Source organism: Tenacibaculum profundi (genome assembly GCF_057162725.1).
In genome coordinates this window covers 2935395-2957027 of record NZ_CM169894.1, presented here as the reverse complement: position 1 = coordinate 2957027, position 21633 = coordinate 2935395, and the positions used below count along the sequence as shown (strand labels likewise).

General features: G+C 35.5%; 3 protein-coding genes. All 3 read right to left on the bottom strand.

Annotated elements, in window-relative coordinates:
- Nucleotides 1–160: 160 nt before the first annotated feature.
- The 3 genes from AC2GW8_RS12030 to AC2GW8_RS12020 all read right to left on the bottom strand — a co-directional run bounded on the left by AC2GW8_RS12030 (nt 161) and on the right by AC2GW8_RS12020 (nt 21553).
- Nucleotides 161–19612, bottom strand: a complete 19452-nt coding sequence (locus AC2GW8_RS12030) for a non-ribosomal peptide synthase/polyketide synthase (protein WP_440880114.1) — start codon at nt 19610–19612, stop codon at nt 161–163.
- A gap of 441 nt (nt 19613–20053) precedes the next feature.
- Nucleotides 20054–20824: an alpha/beta fold hydrolase gene (locus AC2GW8_RS12025; RefSeq protein ID WP_440880113.1), complete on the bottom strand. Its 771-nt coding sequence runs from the start codon at nt 20822–20824 to the stop codon at nt 20054–20056.
- A 15-nt stretch (nt 20825–20839) separates the two neighbouring features.
- Nucleotides 20840–21553 carry a pyridoxine 5'-phosphate synthase gene (locus tag AC2GW8_RS12020; protein ID WP_440880112.1) on the bottom strand — a complete coding sequence of 238 codons (714 nt, stop codon included), beginning with the start codon at nt 21551–21553 and terminating at the stop codon, nt 20840–20842.
- Nucleotides 21554–21633: the final 80 nt, after the last annotated feature.

The following is a 21633-nucleotide window of genomic DNA, read 5'->3' as shown; positions in this document are numbered from 1 at the left end:
AAACCAGTAAAAGGTGAAAACTACATGCCCTAAAATTGTATTAACTAAAATTTTATGCCCTACCAATTTTAAAGAAAAAAGATTTAACTTATGAATAAAATGATCCCGTCAAACAAAAATTAGAGGTCTGCAGCATGGTATTACTGCAGACCTACTATTTTTATTTATCCATCAAAACTGAATTACTTAATTCTCTCTTGTACTTATTTTCTTTTAGTTGTTCTGCTATCTTATAAACATGTGGTGGATTTAAAAGATTCATATGAGAAGCTGATAATTTATAAATAGTGACTTCTTTCTCTGTCATATGACTCCATCCATAATCCTCATCTTTTACACCAATAGCTCCCTCTTCTGCTCTGAATAAGGTAACAGGAACATGATATTTTCGATTCTCATTAGGCAAATATTCCTTCCAAATACCTTGATGCTTTAAAAACATATATACAAAATTATGAAACTCCATTTTACTCATAGCATCAAATCCTAAACTTACAAGTCGATAATAAATAAAATCTAACTGCTCTGATTCATTTAAAGATTTTAATTCTTCTTCCTCGATAGTACTCGTAAAAAATGACTCTTCTATAAATGCTTCAACAAGCATCTGATAAATACTTATAAGATCTTTGATAAAAGCAACCTCGATGGAAGTCTTCTCTTCGGAGCTCATAATCCCAGCGTTCGGCAAACCATCAAAAGAAATAATTTCACTCACCTCAAAGCCTTTTTCTTGAAGCTGAAGTGTCATTTCATGTGCCACACTGGCCCCCATGGAATACCCTGCCAAACGGTACGGCCCTTCTGGATCTACAGCTTGCATATCTTTAATATTTTGGGTAGCAATTTCCTTGATATTCGTATGAGATGCTGTTATACCATCCAATCCATATGCCTGAAAACCATAAACGGTGTAATCATTTTCCAATACTTCGGCCAAAGCATAAAAAGACACAATATTGCCTCCTGCCCCTGGAGCACAAAAAATCATTTCTTTTTTAACATTATCTTGCTTACTAATCTTCACCAACCCTGAAGGAATAATTAATTCTTCTGAATTTTCTATTAGACGAGACAAATCTTTTAGTACCGGAAATTGAAAAACTTGTTGAGCAGTTACTTTATGTTCGAACGAAACTTTAATTCTTGAAAGCAACTTAATCACTAATAAAGAATGTCCACCTAAGGCAAAAAAGTTATCATAAATCCCAACTTTATCAACAGATAGCAACTCTTCCCATATACCCGCCAATGTAATCTCAGTTAGGGTTGATGGCGCTACGTAACTTTCTCCCATAAATTCAATCGACTTTTCCTCAAAGTATTTTCGATCTTTCTTACCGTTGGATGTTAAAGGAATCTCTTCAACACTAATGATAAATTTGGGAACCATATAATCTGGTAATAGTGCTGATAATTGGTTCTTTATATAATCTCGATCAAAACTTAGCTCGTCTGAAACTAAACAATAGGCCACTAATTCTTTACCTCCTAAATCTTCTTTAACAACAACAACGCTATCCTCAATAAAAGACACGCTGTTTAACAGCACCTCAATCCCCTCCAACTCTATTCGTTGACCTCTTATTTTTACTTGATGATCTTTACGCCCCATAAACTCTAGGTTACCATCCTCTCTCCATCGAGCCAAATCTCCTGTTCGATATAAAACGCCCTCACCAAATGGATTGCGTATGAACTTATCTCTTGTCAAATCAGGATTATTTAAATACCCTCTTGAAACACCTCTACCACCAACGCACAATTCTCCATAAACACCTATTGGTTGCAATTCAAATTCAGTAGTTAAAATATAAACATGATCATCACTAATTGGCCTACCAATAGGGACATCCCCTGTAACTTTATCGATGGTATAAAATGTGGTAAATGTTGTATTCTCTGTAGGTCCATAAACATTGAGAACTCGCAAATTAACATGGCGGTCCTTTAACTTTTTTATATGATAGGGTGACATTCGCTCACCACCTGTTAAAAGAGTCTCAAGACTACTAAATATAGCTATATCGGTATCTATCAATTGATTTAACCAACTGGTAGTTAAAAAACAAATAGTTACTGAATGAGATTTCAATAACTTTGAAAAAGAATCACTACTTAATAAACTCTCTTTCTTTGATAACACTAGCTTACCTCCATTTAACAAAGCTCCAAAAAACTCAAAAGTAGTTGCATCAAATGATAATGAGCCTGTTGAAAGAATAACACTTGAAGAATCCAATACTGAATACTGACTATCTATAGCTAAACGAACAATACTCTGATGCTCAACCATCACTCCTTTAGGCCTGCCCGTAGATCCTGAAGTATAAAGAACATAGGCTAAACTACTTCCTACTAAAGATTCTTTTAAATTCCCTTCTGTATTGATAATAGTGCGATTAGCTGCCCATTCCTTTTCTATGACAACACTCGTCAATTTATCTTCAAATGATAATGATGGGAGTTCTAAATCTGATTGAACTAATATCAGCTTCAGAGCTCCTTCTTTATTACCCTTGAAAATACTATCCTCTATAAGGTAACTGAGCCTTTCTTTAGGATACTCCGTATTCAAAGGAACATAAGCTCCTCCTGACTTTAATATTCCGAAAATACTAATCATTAACTCTATAGATTTATCCATAAAAACACCAACAAGAGTCTCCTGTTCTACTCCTATACGTTGTAAGTATAAAGCTAACTGAGTACTTCGTTCATCTAATTCTTGATACGTCAACTCTTCTTCTTCAAAAACAATTGCAACGGTAGCTGGATGCTTTGCTACCTGACGACGAAACAGCTCACAAACACTAACCTCTACCTCTGAATAAAGAATACCTGAAAAAGCAAAATCTTTCAATAATAATGAGCTCTCCGAAGCAGAAACAATACTAAAATCTCTTAAACTTTGATGCTCTTTAGACACAAAATGCTCTAAAACATATACCAAACCATCTAGCATTCTTTCAGCCGTTGACTCTTTGTAGATATCCGTGTTGTAATTCAATAAAATAGCCAAAGAATTACCTGGATAATCCACAAACTCTATTTCTAAATCAAACTTTGAAATATTGTAATCAATAGACTCCCCACAAACATTTGTATCTCCTAGACGAAAACCTCCATCAAAAACAAGATAGTTCACAAGAACTTGAAAAAAGGGAGTCACTGAAGTATCTCTATCTGGTTGTAAAGCCTCTACTACCTTATCAAAAGGAATGCCTTCATATTCTCGATCACTTAGCAACCCCGTCAAAACTCTTTCAAAAATAACACGTATACTTTCTGATGATGAAAAAGATAAACGACTAACAAAAGTATTTACAAAAAAACCAATAATACTCTCAAATTCCTTCCTTGATCGATTCGCTGTTGGAATACCTATACAAATGTCTTCCTGACCACTGAATTTGTGCAGTAACAAGTAAACGCTACTTAATAGAACGGTAAATAAACTACCGCCTAAACCCTGGCTATAATCTGTTAATGATGACTTCAATTCAAAACTTATCTCTCGCTGAACAGTATTACCCGAACCACTCGCCATATTGGGTCTTTTATAATCTACAGGGAGTGATAAATTTATGTGACCTGATAAACGCTCTTCCCAATAAGACAAGCCTGAAGATAAGTAACCCGAGGATACATTTAATAATTGCCAGTTAGCATATTCTAAATACTGATAACGCAAATCAGGCAATACGGGTAAGGCGGATTCAAGAAACGATTCGTAAACAGAAGCTAATTCCTTCATTAAAATCTGTAAAGACCAACCATCAAAAATAATATGGTGAACCGATAAGCAAAAGATAAAATCTTCTGCTGATATACGAACCAGCATGCTTCTTATCAAATCATCCTGCTCTAAATCAAAAGAACGCATTAGAAAATCTCTACAAACATTCTTTACAAGTACTTCTTTATCTTCACCATCTAGATGAACCATATCTTTTTCTATGACAGATAATTGTAAAGCGTCACGAACTTCTTGAAATACCACCCCCGATTCATCTTTTCTAAATGTAGTACGTAAAGACTCATGACGTGCCACTAAATAATTTAGACTCTTCTCTAAAATAACGCTATCAATAACCCCACGAACCCTTAAAGAAATAGGAATAATGTATTGATCTGATTGACCAAGTTCTGATAAAAACCAAAGCCTTTGTTGTTCTGAAGATAAAGGAACCTTTAACCTATTTTCTAAAATAGGAACCACTTCGGTAAGCACCTGATCAGAAGCTTCAATAACAGCTGATAACTCAAATAAATTACTCGCAGAAAAAACATCTGATACAGACAAGGAAACAGCAAAGGAAGCTTTTATTCTTGAAAGCAACTTAATCACTAATAAAGAATGCCCCCCTAAAGCAAAGAAGTTATCATGAATTCCTACTTTATCAACAGATAACAAATCTTCCCAAATACCTACTAATGCTACTTCGGTTGGAGTCGATGGCGCCATGTAACTTTCTGTATCGTATGCCTCTAAATCTGGAGCAGGCAATAATTGCTTTGCAACCTTTCCGTTGGGTGTTAATGGTAATTCATCTAACTCAACAAACGCACTCGGTAGCATGTAATCGGGTAGAATGTCTTGTAAAGAACTTTTTAATTCTGAAAAATCAATTACTTCCTGAGATAGCACCAAATACGCTACTAGCGCTTTGTGAGCTTTATCATCTTCTCGCAATATAACAACAGATTGAGCAATCCCTTCCTGTTGGTCTAAAGCTGTCTCAATTTCTCCTAACTCTACTCGATAGCCTCGTATTTTTACCTGATCATCTTTCCTGCCTATAAATTCAAGCGTACCATCTGAAAACCATCTCGCTAAATCGCCCGTCTTATAAAGGCGTTCACCCTCCTTAAATGGGTGGGCAACAAACTTCTCTTTCGTTAACTCTGGTTTGTATAAATAACCATTTGCTAAAGAAATTCCTGAAACACATAATTCACCAATAACACCTACAGCAACAAGATCATGAGAATCATCTAATATTAAAAGCTCCGTATTTGAAATAGGTTTTCCTATTGAAGGCAGTGAATTAGCCGTTAAAATATTAGTAATAGAATAACTACTCACAACATGAGTCTCAGATGGACCGTATTGATTGATTAACTTACATCCTATCTCATCAATAAAATCCCTAATTTCAGAATGAAGACGTAGCTGTTCTCCTGCTGTAATAATTTCTTCCAAACTCTTCGGACACAATCCATTTGATCTTGCACTCAATGCTAAACTCTCCAAGACTACAAAAGGCACAAACAAATGCGTAATAGCATGTATATTAATTACCTGTATAAGTTGCTCCATATCTTTTCGCTCCTCTGAACCAATCATAACTAACTCATGTCCAAAGCAAAGCGTACTCGCTATCTCTTGAAAACTAACATCAAAATTAATACTTGCAAACTGTAAAACTTTACGACTCAACTTATTCTCAAACTGAGATTCCTGCCATTCTAATAAATTTACCAAAGAAGTATTACACATTGTTACCCCTTTAGGGACTCCTGTAGAGCCTGAAGTATAAAGAATATAAACTGCATCTTGTTCAGAATAAGGAATCTTTAAACTCAGTGATGATAACGCTTCTGCTAATAAAATTGAATCTATAGTTACTAAAGATATAACGTTAGAGCGAAGTTCTAAATCTAACTTAGTATCAACAGAAGTTAGTACCGTACTCAATCTAGATTCTGAGATAATTGTTTGCAATCGGTTTGATGGATAAGAAGGATCTAAAGAAACATAAGCACTTCTTGTTTTTAAAATCCCTAAAATACCAACGATCAAATCGATTGAACGCTCCATATAAACACCAACAATACTACCTTCTATAATTGATTCTTGTTGTTGTAAATAACACGCAACCTTATCAGAACATTCATGCAATTCTTCATAACTCATCGACTCTTCTCCAAAGGTAATAGCTGTCCTATCTGGAAACTCTCTTACCTGATTCAAAAACATACCTATAACTGATTTATGTTGATTAGGCACCTCCAAAGTATTGGAAAATAAGCTTAACTTATCCCTTTCATGAATAGTTAAATATGACAAATCGTCTATCAATACATTTGGTACTAGCATCTGCTTCATCAATTCTTGTAAATGACCTGCAATCATTTGAACAACACTATTCGATATCAAATCTTTATGGTACATTATCTTAAAGGATAATCCTGATTCATTCTCAGAAAAACTTAATGAAAGCGTGTAATTCGTAGCTTCTTCTCCCTTGATATTCTCTATACCAAAGCCCAATAACTCTTCTGTATTCAATGCATCTATAGGGTAATTCTCAAAAACAACTAGGCTATCAAATAATTCTCCTGAAACAGGACTCTCATCTATAATATCTCTTAAAGAAACATAACCATGTTCTTCTCTACAGATCGTATGTGAACTCTGAATTGATTGTAACCACGAAACAACATCTTGATCTGAACGAATACTCATGCATAGTGGAATCGTATTAATATAAAGACCTACTCGATCTGTGATATTGCTTAGCTTTGGATCTCGTCCTGAAATTGTAACTCCAAAACAAACCGAATCTTGACCTGTATACTTTGATAATAAATAACCCCAAGCTCCCTGAACAAATGTATTAACCGTTATGCGATGCTCGTCTGTAAAAGCGTGAAGAGAATCATTTAATGATAAAGGAACACAAAACTCCTCAAAGGAATTACCTGATACCTTATTGCGCTGGTTTACATCTCGTAAAAAAGGCAAGAAAGTAGGACTGACAATTGCTCCCATATAAGAGCGCCAATATGATAAGGACTCAAAAGGATTCTTTTTCGCTAAATAACGAATATAATCACCATAATGATCCGTTGCTCGTGATGGCAAATCACCTCCCTGGTAAAGCGCTTGGTAATTCTCTACAAAACAACCAAACAAACGTGATAAAGACCAACCGTCCCATAAAATATGATGATTCGTGAAAAACATACGGAAACGATCATCTGATAACCGAACCAAACTTATGCGGAATAAAGAACCCTGATCCATACTCAAACCTATCAATGATTGCTCTTCGACAGCAAATGACCTTAGCCTATCTTCTTGAGCAACTCCTGTTAAATCACGAAAATCTAACTCGTAAACAGGTGCTGTAGTAGACTCATAAACACATTGTACAGGAATACTTAACGAATCCTTGAAAATACCCGTGCGTAAAATCGTATGATCTGAAATAATACCTCGCCAAGAACTTAAAAATAAAGGAAACGATAAAGCTCCAACAAAATCACACGCAAGCTGAACAACATAAGCATTAGAGCCTTCATCGTATAAACTGTGAAATAACATGCCTTCTTGTAAAGGACTCAATGGATATATATCTGAAATAGCATACGGATGAATCGAAGATTTCTTAAAACTTTGTAACGACTCAAATGAAATATCCAATGGCAACGAATAATCAATCCTTGTTGGTATAGCCTCTGAAATACCATGACAATGGGCTACAATACAATTTAAAGCATCCTTAAAACCATCCGCTAGTCTTACAATCGTAGCCTCTTCATAATGATCCTTACTATAGCTCCAAGAAAATTGTAAACAGCCGTTTAATAAAAAACCATTAATCGCAATCTTATGTGGATTCTGATTAGACAAACCAATTGGTGAACCAATACTTTCAGTACTTAAATGAAAATATTCTGAGGAATCTGAGCTCATAGAAGATTCAAAGCTCCCTAAATAATTAAATACAATCGATTCAAAAGGTACAGATAAATCTGAACGAATCGATGCTGAATTAGATAAATATCGTAAAACACCATAACCGATTCCTTTAGCAGGAACCATTCGCAGTCGATCTTTGACGGTCGCTACTAAAGAACCAATATCCTCAGATTCACCTAAAAGAGGTAAACTAAAAGGATATAAACTCGTAAACCACCCAACTGTTCTGTTGATATCTAAGTGTGAAAATAATTCCTCTCGACCGTGTCCTTCTAAGGCGATCACGAAATCATCTCCTTCAACCAATGCACTCAATGTCATCGACAAAGCACTTAGTAAGATATCATTAATATCTGTTCCATAAACAGAATGGACTTCTTTAAGCAATGAATCACTCAATGAACTATCTATAACCTGATTATAATCCGTACTACGCGCGTAGGTAACCGATGATAAACATTCCTTATCTACAGAAAGTTCTCTGCACATAGATAAAACATCAGACCAATAACTAAACTCTCCCTCCAAACTCAAAGAAGATCCATAAAGCTCCAATGCAGTAATCCATTGTCGGTAAGAACTACCCTTAGAAGGTAGATTCTTTTCTACACCTAAATGATAATTAGCTAACAAAAAGTTTAAATCCTCTAATAGAATTCGCCATGAAACACCATCAATTCCTAAATGATGAACCACAATTAACAAACGATTGTATAAAGCTTCATCAGGAGTTTCTATAAAAACAAAACGAACCAAATCTCCTTTGCTGATATTCAAGGATGATTGATAGTTTGCCCCTAAAGTAGCCATTGCTGATAAAGTATCTATACGCTCTGAAACAACAACTGCCGAACAATCACCATAAAACTGAGTCGGTAAAAAAGAATCTTCAACAGCAGTATAACACAAACGAAGTGCATCGTGATGGGATAATAATGTGTTTGCTGCTGAAGATACTGATGCTAATGAAACATCTTTGGATAGGTTCAATAAAACAGACTGATTGTAATGATCACTATTATGAAACTTCTTCTCAAAAAACTGTTGCTGAATTGGATGAAGTGATAATACTCCGGATAACACTCCTTCTTCCCTGTTTATTACCTTTCCTGCCTGAGAAACATGCTTTGACAACTCCCCAATGGTCTGATACTTAAAAAGATCTTTTACAGTATAGTGAATTCCTTGAGACTTACTTAAACTAACTAACTGAATCGCTTGAATCGAATCTCCCCCTAATGAAAAAAAGTTATCGTTAACCCCTACTTTATCAACAGATAACAATTTCTCCCAAATACCTACTAATGCAATCTCAGTTGAAGTCGATGGTGCTACATAACTCTCTGTATTGTATGCATCTGAATCTGGAGCAGGTAACATATTTTTAGCAACCTTTCCATTAGTGGTTAAAGGAAATGCTTCTAACAAAACAAATGCACTTGGCAACATATAATCGGGCAGAATGTCTTGTAAAGAACTTTTTAATTCTGGAAGATCAATTGCTTCCTGAGAAGGCACCAAATACGCTACCAACTCTTTATGAGATTTATCATCTTCTCGCAATACAACAACAGATTGAGCAATCCCTTCCTGTTGATCTAAAGCCGTCTCTATTTCTCCTAACTCTACTCGATAGCCTCGTATTTTTATCTGATCATCTTTCCTGCCAATAAATTCAATCGTACCATCTGAAAACCATCTCGCTAAATCACCCGTCTTATAAAGGCGTTCACCCTCCTTAAATGGGTGGGCAACAAACTTCTCTTTCGTTAACTCTGGTCTTCCCAAATAACCTTTAGCCAGCTGCACTCCTGCCAAACACAACTCACCAACAACTCCTACAGGAACCAACCTCAATGCCTCATCTAAAACATACATTTCAGTATTGGGTAATGCCCCCCCTATAGTAACCATTCCATCTTCCCTAATAGGGTTCTTTGACCAAGTAGAACACACAGAATTCTCCGTAGGGCCATATGCATTGATTACCTTTACTCCTTTTGATTGCAAGCGTTGAGTTGATGATGCTAATAATGGCTCTCCTGCAGAAACCAAAAACCTAATAGACGATAAAGATGGTAATTCATCTTCTAATAATTGTTGGTAAGTAGGAGGCAGTGTTAAAACACTTATCTGATACTCTTTCAGCACCTGAACCATAGCTTCTTTTGAATGGATAGTCGCATCGGTTACCATGACAATCCTCGCACCTACTATCAAACTTGCATATATCTCAAAACCAAATACATCAAAGGATACCGAGGCAAACTGTAACAAACTATCTTGAGAACTTAGCTCCAAATCCCTTACTTGAGCCATGGCTAAATTGGAAACTCCGCGATGACAGCACAATACTCCCTTAGGAACTCCTGTAGTACCTGATGTATAAATAACATACATCAATTGGTCTAAATCAATTGTTATAGCAATCGGCGCTGATTCATAAATTGCTAGATCAAGCTCATCTAGTCGAACCATATGTCCTATAGACAAGCTATTCTCAAAAAGTTCCTCTAAAGAAGACGCTGTTAAAATAAGGGATGCTTTTGTGTCTTCTAAGATAAAATCAATACGACTTTGAGGATACTTTGGATCTATTGGAACATACGCTCCTCCTGATTTTAAAATACCTAAAATACCTATGACCAAATCAAATGAGCGCTCCATGCACAAAGGAATCAACTGCTCTTTAGTTACCCCTAATGATAAAAGATGATTTGCTAATTGATTCGAAGCTGCATCCAATTCCTGATAAGTCATGCTCGAATCCCCAAAAACAAGAGCTTCTGCTTCTGGATGCTTTGCTACCTGACGACGAAATAAATCCACCACAGTTTGCGTAACCTTATAACTAGTAGCAATGGATTGAAAATCTTTCAATAATAATGAGCTCTCCGAAGCAGAAACAATACTAAAATCTCTTAAACTTTGATGCTCTTTAGACACAAAATGCTCTAAAACATACACCAAACCATCTAGCATTCTTTCAGCCGTTGACTCTTTGTAGATATCCGTGTTGTAATTCAATAAAATAGCCAAAGAATTACCTGGATAATCCACAAACTCTATTTCTAAATCAAACTTTGAAATATTGTAATCAATAGACTCCCCACAAACATTTGTATCTCCTAGACGAAAACCTCCATCAAAAACAAGATAGTTCACAAGAACTTGAAAAAAGGGAGTCACTGAAGTATCTCTATCTGGCTGTAAAGCCTCTACTACCTTATCAAAAGGAATGCTTTCATATTCTCGATCACTTAGCAACCCCGTCAAAACTCTTTCAAAAATAACACGTATACTTTCTGATGATGAAAAAGATAAACGACTAGCAAAAGTATTTACAAAAAAACCAATAATACTCTCAAATTCTTTCCTTGATCGATTCGCTGTTGGAATACCTATACAAATGTCTTCCTGACCACTGAATTTGTGCAGTAACAAGTAAACGCTACTTAATAGAACGGTAAATAAACTACCGCCTAAACCCTGGCTATAATCTGTTAATGATGACTTCAATTCAAAACTTATCTCTCGCTGAACAGTATTACCCGAACCACTCGCCATATTGGGTCTTTTATAATCTACAGGGAGTGATAAATTTATGTGACCTGATAAACGCTCTTCCCAATAAGACAAGCCTGAAGATAAGTAACCCGAAGATACATTTAATAATTGCCAGTTAGCATATTCTAAATACTGATAACGCAAATCAGGTAATACGGGTGAGGCAGATTCAAGAAACGATTCGTAAACAGAAGCTAATTCCTTCATTAAAATCTGTAAAGACCAACCATCAAAAATAATATGGTGAACCGATAAGCAAAAGATAAAATCTTCTGCTGATATACGAACCAGCATGCTTCTTATCAAATCATCCTGCTCTAAATCAAAAGAACGCATTAGAAAATCTCTACAAACATTCTTTACAAGTACTTCTTTATCTTCACCATTTAGATGAACCATATCTTTTTCTACGATAGATAATTGTAAAACATTACGAACTTCTTGAAATACCACCCCCGATTCATCTTTTCTAAATGTAGTACGTAAAGACTCATGACGTGCCACTAAATAATTTAGACTCTTCTCTAAAATAGCGCTGTCAATAACCCCACGAATTCTTAATGAAAGAGGAATAATGTATTGATCTGATTGACCAAGTTCTGATAAAAACCAAAGCCTTTGTTGTTCAGAAGATAAAGGAACCTTTAACCTATTTTCTAAAATAGGAATCACTTCAGTGAGTACTTGATCAGAAGCTTCAATAACAGCTGATAACTCAAATAAATTACTCGCAGAAAAAACATCTGATACAGACAAGGAAACAGCAAAGGCAGCTTTTATTCTTGAAAGCAACTTAATCACTAATAAAGAATGCCCCCCTAAAGCAAAGAAATTATCATGAATTCCTACTTTATCAACAGATAACAAATCTTCCCAAATACCTACTAATGCCACTTCGGTTGAAGTCGATGGTGCTACATAGCTCTCTGTATTATATGCGTCTGAATCTGGAGCAGGTAACATATTTTTAGCAACCTTTCCATTAGTAGTTAAAGGAAATGCTTCCAACAAAACAAATGCACTTGGCAACATATAATCGGGTAAAATGTCTTGTAAAGAACTTTTTAATTCTGAAAAATCAATTGTTTCTTGAGAAAGCACCAAATACGCTACCAACTCTTTATGAGATTTATCATCTTCTCGCAATACAACAACAGATTGAGCAACCCCTTCCTGTTGATCTAAAGCTGTCTCAATTTCTCCTAACTCTACTCGATAGCCTCGTATTTTTACCTGATCATCTTTCCTACCAATAAATTCAAGCGTACCATCTGAAAACCATCTCGCTAAATCACCCGTCTTATAAAGGCGTTCACCCTCCTTAAATGGGTGGGCAACAAACTTCTCTTTCGTTAACTCCCGTCTTCCCAAATAACCTTTAGCCAACTGCACTCCTGCCAAACACAACTCACCAACAACTCCTACAGGAACCAACCTCAATGCCTCATCTAAAACATAGGTCTCTGTATTGGGTAATGGACTTCCTATAGTAACCATTCCATCTTCCCTAATAGAATTCTTTGACCAAGTAGCACACACAGAATTCTCCGTAGGCCCATACGCATTGATAACCTTTACTCCTTTTGATTGCAAACGTTGAGCTAATGGCGCTAATAGTGGCTCTCCTGCAGAAACCAAAACTCTAACAGATGATAATTCATCTTCTAATAATTGTTGATAAGAAGGAGGTAGTGTTAAAACATTTATCTGATGCTCTATCAACACCTGCCCCATGGCTTCTTTTGAATGGATAATCGCATCGGTTACCATGACAATCCTCGCGCCCACTATCAAACCTGCATATACCTCAAATCCAAACGCATCAAAGGATACCGAGGCAAATTGCAACAAACTATCTTGAGAACTTAACTCCAACTCCCTTACTTGAGCCATTGCTAAATTAGAAACTCCGCGATGACAGCACAAAACTCCCTTAGGGACTCCTGTAGTACCTGATGTATAAATAACATACATCAATTGGTCTAAATCAATTGTTATATCAATCGACGCTGATTCATAGGTAGACAGATCAAGCTCATCTAGTCGAACCATATGCTCTATCGACAAGCTATTCTCGAAAAGATTCTCTAAAGAAGACGCTGTTAAAATCAGGGATGCTTTTGTGTCTTCTAAGATAAAATCAATACGACTTTGAGGATACTTTGGATCTATTGGAACATACGCTCCTCCTGATTTTAAAATACCTAAAACACCTATAACCAAATCAAATGAGCGCTCCATACACAAAGGAATCAACTGCTCTTTAGTTATCCCTAATGATAAAAGATGGTTCGCTAATTGGCTCGAAACGATGTCCAATTCCTGATAAGTCATACTCGAATCCCCAAAAACAAGAGCTTCTCTTTCTGGATGCTTTGCTACCTGACGACGAAATAAATCAATCACAGTTTGCGTAGCACTGTAACTCGTAGCAATGGATTGAAAGTCTTCCAATAATAAAGAGCTCTCATTAACTGTTAAATATGACAAATCGTCTATCAATACATTTGGTACTAGCATCTGCTTCATCAATTCTTGTAAATGACCTGCAATCATTTGAACAACACTATTCGATATCAAATCTTTATGGTACATTATCTTAAAGGATAATCCTGATTCATTCTCAGAAAAACTTAATGAAAGCGTGTAATTCGTAGCTTCTTCTCCCTTGATATTCTCTATACCAAAGCCCAATAACTCTTCTGTATTCAATGCATCTATAGGGTAATTCTCAAAAACAACTAGGCTATCAAATAATTCTCCTGAAACAGGACTCTCATCTATAATATCTCTTAAAGAAACATAACCATGTTCTTCTCTACAGATCGTATGTGAACTCTGAATTGATTGTAACCACGAAACAACATCTTGATCTGAACGAATACTCATGCATAGTGGAATCGTATTAATATAAAGACCTACTCGGTCTGTGATATTGCTTAGCTTTGGATCTCGTCCTGAAATTGTAACTCCAAAACAAACCGAATCTTGACCTGTATACTTTGATAATAAATAACCCCAAGCTCCCTGAACAAATGTATTAACCGTTATGCGATGCTCGTCTGTAAAAGCGTGAAGAGAATCATTTAATGATAAAGGAACACAAAACTCCTCAAAGGAATTACCTGATACCTTATTGCGCTGGTTTACATCTCGTAAAAAAGGCAAGAAAGTAGGACTGACAATTGCTCCCATATAAGAGCGCCAATATGATAAGGACTCAAAAGGATTCTTTTTCGCTAAATAACGAATATAATCACCATAATGATCCGTTGCTCGTGATGGCAAATCACCTCCCTGGTAAAGCGCTTGGTAATTCTCTACAAAACAACCAAACAAACGTGATAAAGACCAACCGTCCCATAAAATATGATGATTCGTGAAAAACATACGGAAACGATCATCTGATAACCGAACCAAACTTATGCGGAATAAAGAACCCTGATCCATACTCAAACCTATCAATGATTGCTCTTCGACAGCAAATGACCTTAGCCTATCTTCTTGAGCAACTCCTGTTAAATCACGAAAATCTAACTCGTAGACAGGTGCTGTAGTAGACTCATAAACACATTGTACAGGAATACTTAACGAATCCTTGAAAATACCCGTGCGTAAAATCGTATGATCTGAAATAATACCTCGCCAAGAACTTAAAAATAAAGGAAACGATAAAGCTCCAACAAAATCACACGCAAGCTGAACAACATAAGCATTAGAGCCTTCATCGTATAAACTGTGAAATAACATGCCTTCTTGTAAAGGACTCAATGGATATATATCTGAAATAGCATACGGATGAATCGAAGATTTCTTAAAACTTTGTAACGACTCAAATGAAATATCCAATGGCAACGAATAATCAATCCTTGTTGGTATAGCCTCTGAAATACCATGACAATGGGCTACAATACAATTTAAAGCATCCTTAAAACCATCCGCTAGTCTTACAATCGTAGCCTCTTCATAATGATCCTTACTATAGCTCCAAGAAAATTGTAAACAGCCGTTTAATAAAAAACCATTAATCGCAATCTTATGTGGATTCTGATTAGACAAACCAATTGGTGAACCAATACTTTCAGTACTTAAATGAAAATATTCTGAGGAATCTGAGCTCATAGAAGATTCAAAGCTCCCTAAATAATTAAATACAATCGATTCAAAAGGTACAGATAAATCTGAACGAATCGATGCTGAATTAGATAAATATCGTAAAACACCATAACCGATTCCTTTAGCAGGAACCATTCGCAGTCGATCTTTGACGGTCGCTACTAAAGAACCAATATCCTCAGATTCACCTAAAAGAGGTAAACTAAAAGGATATAAACTCGTAAACCACCCAACTGTTCTGTTGATATCTAAGTGTGAAAATAATTCCTCTCGACCGTGTCCTTCTAAGGCGATCACGAAATCATCTCCTTCAACCAATGCACTCAATGTCATCGACAAAGCACTTAGTAAGATATCATTAATATCTGTTCCATAAACAGAATGGACTTCTTTAAGCAATGAATCACTCAATGAACTATCTATAACCTGATTATAATCCGTACTACGCGCGTAGGTAACCGATGATAAACATTCCTTATCTACAGAAAGTTCTCTGCACATAGATAAAACATCAGACCAATAACTAAACTCTCCCTCCAAACTCAAAGAAGATCCATAAAGCTCCAATGCAGTAATCCATTGTCGGTAAGAACTACCCTTAGAAGGTAGATTCTTTTCTACACCTAAATGATAATTAGCTAACAAAAAGTTTAAATCCTCTAATAGAATTCGCCATGAAACACCATCAATTCCTAAATGATGAACCACAATTAACAAGCGATTGTATGAGGCTTCATCAGGAGTTTCTATAAAAACAAAACGAACCAAATCTCCTTTGCTGATATTCAAAGATGATTGATAGTTTGCTCCTAAAGTAGCAATTGCTGATAAAGTATCTACACGCTCTGAAACAACAACTGCTGAACAATCACCATAAAACTGAGTCGGTAAAAAAGAATCTTCAACAGCAGTATAACACAAACGAAGTGCATCGTGATGGGATAATAATGTGTTTGCTGCTGAAGATACTGATGCTAATGAAACATCTTTGGATAAGTTCAATAAAACAGACTGATTGTAATGATCACTATTATGAAACTTCTTCTCAAAAAACTGTTGCTGAATTGGATGAAGTGATAATACTCCGGATAACACTCCTTCTTCCTTATCTACCACCTTTTCTGACTGAGAAACGTGCTTTGACAACTCCCCAATAGTCTGATACTTAAAAAGATCTTTTACAGCATAGTGAATTCCTTGAGACTTACTTAAACTAACTAACTGAATCGCTTGGATCGAATCTCCCCCTAATGAAAAAAAGTTATCGTTAACCCCTACTTTATCAACAGATAACAATTTCTCCCAAATACCTACTAATGCAATCTCAGTTGAAGTCGATGGTGCTACGTAACTCTCTGTATCGTATGCATCTGAATCTGGAGTAGGTAACATATTTTTAGCAACCTTTCCATTAGTGGTTAAAGGAAATGCTTCTAACAAAACAAATGCACTTGGCAACATATAATCGGGCAGAATGTCTTGTAAAGAACTTTTTAATTCTGGAAGATCAATTGCCTCCTGAGAGGGCACCAAATACGCTACCAACTCTTTATGAGATTTATCATCTTCTCGCAATACAACAACAGATTGAGCAACCCCTTCCTGTTGATCTAAAGCCGTCTCAATTTCTCCTAACTCTACTCGATAGCCTCGTATTTTTACCTGATCATCTTTCCTACCTATAAATTCAAGCGTACCATCTGAAAACCATCTCGCTAAATCGCCCGTCTTATAAAGGCGCTCACCTTCCTTAAATGGGTGGGCAACAAACTTCTCTTTCGTTAACTCCGGTCTTCCCAAGTAACCTTTAGCCAACTGCACTCCTGCCAAACACAACTCACCAACAACTCCTACAGGAACCAACCTCAATGCCTCATCTAAAACATAGGTCTCTGTATTGGGTAATGGACTTCCTATAGTAACCATTCCATCTTCCCTAATAGGATTCTTTGACCAAGTAGCACACACAGAATTCTCCGTAGGGCCATATGCATTGATTACCTTTACTCCTTTTGATTGCAAACGTTGAGCTAATGGTCCTAATAATGGCTCTCCTGCAGAAACCAAAACTCTAACAGATGACAACTCATCTTCTAATAATTGTTGATAAGTAGGAGGCAATGTTAAAACACTTACCTGATACTCTTTCAGCACCTGAACCATAGCTTCTTTTGAATGGATAGTCGCATCGGTTACCATGACAATCCTCGCACCTACTATAAAACCTGCATATACCTCAAAACCAAACGCATCAAAGGATACCGAGGCAAATTGCAACAAACTATCTTGAGAACTTAACTCCAACTCCCTTACTTGAGCCATGGCTAAATTGGAAACTCCGCGATGACAGCACAAAACTCCCTTAGGAACTCCTGTAGTACCTGATGTATAAATAACATACATCAATTGGTCTAAATCAATTGCTATAGCAATCGGCGCTGATTCATAAGTGGCTAAATCAAGCTCATCTAGTCGAACCATATCTCCTATCGATAAGCTATTCTCGAAAAGATCCTCTAAAGAAGATACTGTTAAAATAAGGGATGCTTTTGTGTCTTCTAAGATAAAATCAATACGACTTTGAGGATACTTTGGATCTATTGGAACATACGCTCCTCCTGATTTTAAAATACCTAAAATACCTATGACCAAATCAAATGAGCGCTCCATGCACAAAGGAATCAACTGCTCTTTAGTTACCCCTAATGATAAAAGATGGCTTGCTAATTGATTCGAAGCAACATCCAATTCCTGATAAGTCATGCTCGAATCCCCAAAAATAAGAGCTTCTGCTTCTGGATGCTTTGCTACCTGACGACGAAATAAATCCACCACAGTTTGCGTAGCACTGTAACTCGTAGCAATGGATTGAAAATCTTTCAATAATAATTGCTGTTCCGATTTAGGTACTATTAAAATATCATTTAAGGGATTCGCTAAGCTTTCTTCAAATTGTCTTAAAATAAAAAATAACCTATCTACAAAAAATACAATATCTTCTTTGCTAAAGTAACGCGTCATGTAATCAACCTTAAGCTCCAATGGAATCTCAGCTCCATAATCACACCAACGTATGGATAAAGGGTACTGTAAATGTTTTGTACTGGTCATATGCTTTATCTCAACATCTATACCTGAAGCTAATTTTTCCCTAAAACCAAGTGGTTCATAATTTACTATGACATCAAAAATATGTTGACGGCTTTCGGAGAGTATATTAAGGCTTCTATTTAAAAATGAAATTGGATAATTACGGTGCCTAATATCATTACGCTGTGTTTTTTTTATCTCAGCAAGACATTCTAAAACAGATTGCTCTGAATCATAATTCCCTTTATAAGCTAACACAGAGACGAACATTCCTAAAGTATTACGCTCTGTTCTCCCCCCCCTATTATGAATTGGTGTTCCTATAGAAATACCCTTCTCTGCTGTTGTTTTACCAAAATACAAAAGCAATGCAGCAATGGTAAGTTGTGACAAACTTGCTCCCGTATTTTTTGTTAATCGTTCAAACAAAGATCTATCTGAGGCTGAAACAGCGTATGAGAATCGTTCTCCTCCAGAAAATTCTTCTTTACCTATGTTCTTCGGGGTAACAAGGGTCTTGGGTACTTCTTTATATTTTGACTCCCAATACTCTTTATCAGTAATAAATTGCTTGGAAGACAAATAAGCTATGTTTTTATTGATTGCCTCTACATACGATGGATAATTTAATTCCTTGGCTGTTTCTTGAATCAACTGATCATATCTATCTGTTACATGATTTACCAATACAGTAAATCCAAATCCATCAATAATAAGATGATGAAAAAGCATCTGCCACCAATATTCTTCCTCTGATATTTTTAACAAAGCAAACCTGCAAAGCATACCCACTTCAATATTGAACGGGGTGTCAAACTCTTTTTGAATCCATTTTTTCCCTGATGCTACAGGATCTTCGTAATGTGACAAATCAACCTCTTCAACAGGAATGTTCTGTATTTTATCCTCTAAATGATAAGAGGGTCCTTTACTAGAACTACTAAACCTCATGGAAAATACGTCAAAAAAGCTAGGGAGTTCTTCTAAAATATTCTTAAATAACTCTACATTTAATTGTCCTTTTAAAACAGTATATCCTCCAGTATTATATAAAGGACTTTGGGGATCGATCATTTGACCTAAATAAATTTCTTGCTGAGCAAGGTGTAATTTCTTTTTTTTGGGCATCTGTGTTTGGTTTAGTTTGGTTAATATGTATTATACAAAAACACATACATAAATGTACTTTTGAGGATATAAACCAAACCCATATAAAACTAAACAGCTGGTAAACAACAAATAAAACCTACAAGTAATGATAAAATAGAGTAAAAAGAAAAACTCCAAATAACAAAAACATCATATTTATTAACTAGAACCGATAAAGCAATACATCAGGTTTGGTTTTTCATAGTGAATCTCGTAAAAAAAAGATGTTTTGTAAATGCGTAAAATTACTATGGCTTCCACCTCAAAAACCCTTTAAATACTTGATGTAGATAGATAAATTATTAGAGGATATTTAAAAAATTAGAAAAATACATGCAATTTTTAAAATTAAATAACATTTCATAGTTTTATTCAACGTTTTTTGAGTAGTAAAATAAGATAACTAATTCTACTAGCGCTCTATTTTTTTAAAAAAACTAGAGTTTGATTGAAAAAATCCGTTGGATTTTCTGCATGCAACCAATGGCCCGCATTGATTATTTCTTGCATTTCTGAATTTATAAAATGTGTTTTTATTAAGGGAATATCTTCAGAAGTAATATATTTTGATTTGGATCCAAATAAAAATAAAACACTCCCTTTAAATTCTGTATTTAAAGGCAAGGGTCGACCTACCTCCTGATTATTAGCAGTCAATACTTTTAAATTAAATCTAAAATCGAGTTCCTCTTTATTTTTTCTGTAAACATTTTTAAGTAAAAACTGACGAACTCCCATTTCTGGTATTAGTTCAGATAATTTTGAATCTACTAATTTTCTTGTATTTTGAATATTAAAATCAACAGAGTTAAGCGCTGTTAAAATATCATGATGATGAGGAGGGTATTGTCGTGGCGAGATATCTGCTATTACTAATTTACTTAACAAATCAGCATATTTAACAGCAAATAACATCGCTGTTTTTCCTCCCATTGAATGCCCCAATATATGCGGTTTTTGAATCGAATGGTATTGAATATAGTTTAATAAATCATTGGCTAATAATTCGTAATTAAATAAATCTGAATGAAAGCTTCTACCATGATTTCTTTGATCAATTAAGTGGACCTCAAAACCTTCGTTTGCAAATTTATTTGCATGAGACTTCCAATTATCACCCATACCAAAATATCCATGTAAAATCAACAAAGGAACTCCTTTACCAACTATTTTTGAATGTAAAATACCCATCTCTTTTTAACGAAGTTATTTGAGTTTATGCAAATACATATTTACCACATTTTCTAATCCCAGATAAATACTTTCAGAAATTAAAGCGTGACCTATTGACACCTCTGCTAAATTTGGAATATTTTGTTTGAAGAATTCTATATTTTCCAAATTTAAGTCATGACCCGCATTAATGCCCAAGCCTAAATCATTTGCTAAATTAGCAGCCTTCGAATATTTATCTACGACTTGGTAGTTTCCTTTCGCATATTCCGTAGCATAATCCTCTGTGTACAATTCAATTCGATCAGCTCCTGTAGTTGATGCTGCCTCTATAAGGTTCAAATTTGTATCTATGAAAATAGAAGTTCTTATACCGACTTCCTTAAACTCAGATATAATATCCTTTAAATAAGATTGATGCTTCACAGTATCCCATCCTGCGTTTGAAGTTAAAACATCATCTCCATCTGGAACTAACGTAACTTGGGTTGGCTTAACTTGATTAACTAAATCTTTAAACTTAGTAATTGGATTTCCTTCTATATTGTATTCTGTAGTGACAAGAGGCTTTAAGTCGATTGCATCTGCATATCGAATGTGCCTTTCATCTGGTCGTGGATGAATCGTGATGCCATCCGCTCCAAATTCTTGAATATCTTTAGCAACTTGTAATAAATTTGGAACGTTCCCTCCCCTTGAGTTACGTAACGTTGCTATTTTATTTATATTTACACTTAACTTTGTCATTGTAAAAAATACTTAATAATATTTAGTAAGATTTTGTTGAAGGCAAAGGTAAATCATTAAATCATTTTAACCTATATCCG

Coding starts and splice junctions, on each gene's coding strand:
- AC2GW8_RS12020 (WP_440880112.1), bottom strand. CDS start 21,553: ATGACAAAGTTAAGTGTAAATATAAATAAAATAGCAACGTTACGTAAC.
- AC2GW8_RS12030 (WP_440880114.1), bottom strand. CDS start 19,612: ATGCCCAAAAAAAAGAAATTACACCTTGCTCAGCAAGAAATTTATTTA.
- AC2GW8_RS12025 (WP_440880113.1), bottom strand. CDS start 20,824: ATGGGTATTTTACATTCAAAAATAGTTGGTAAAGGAGTTCCTTTGTTG.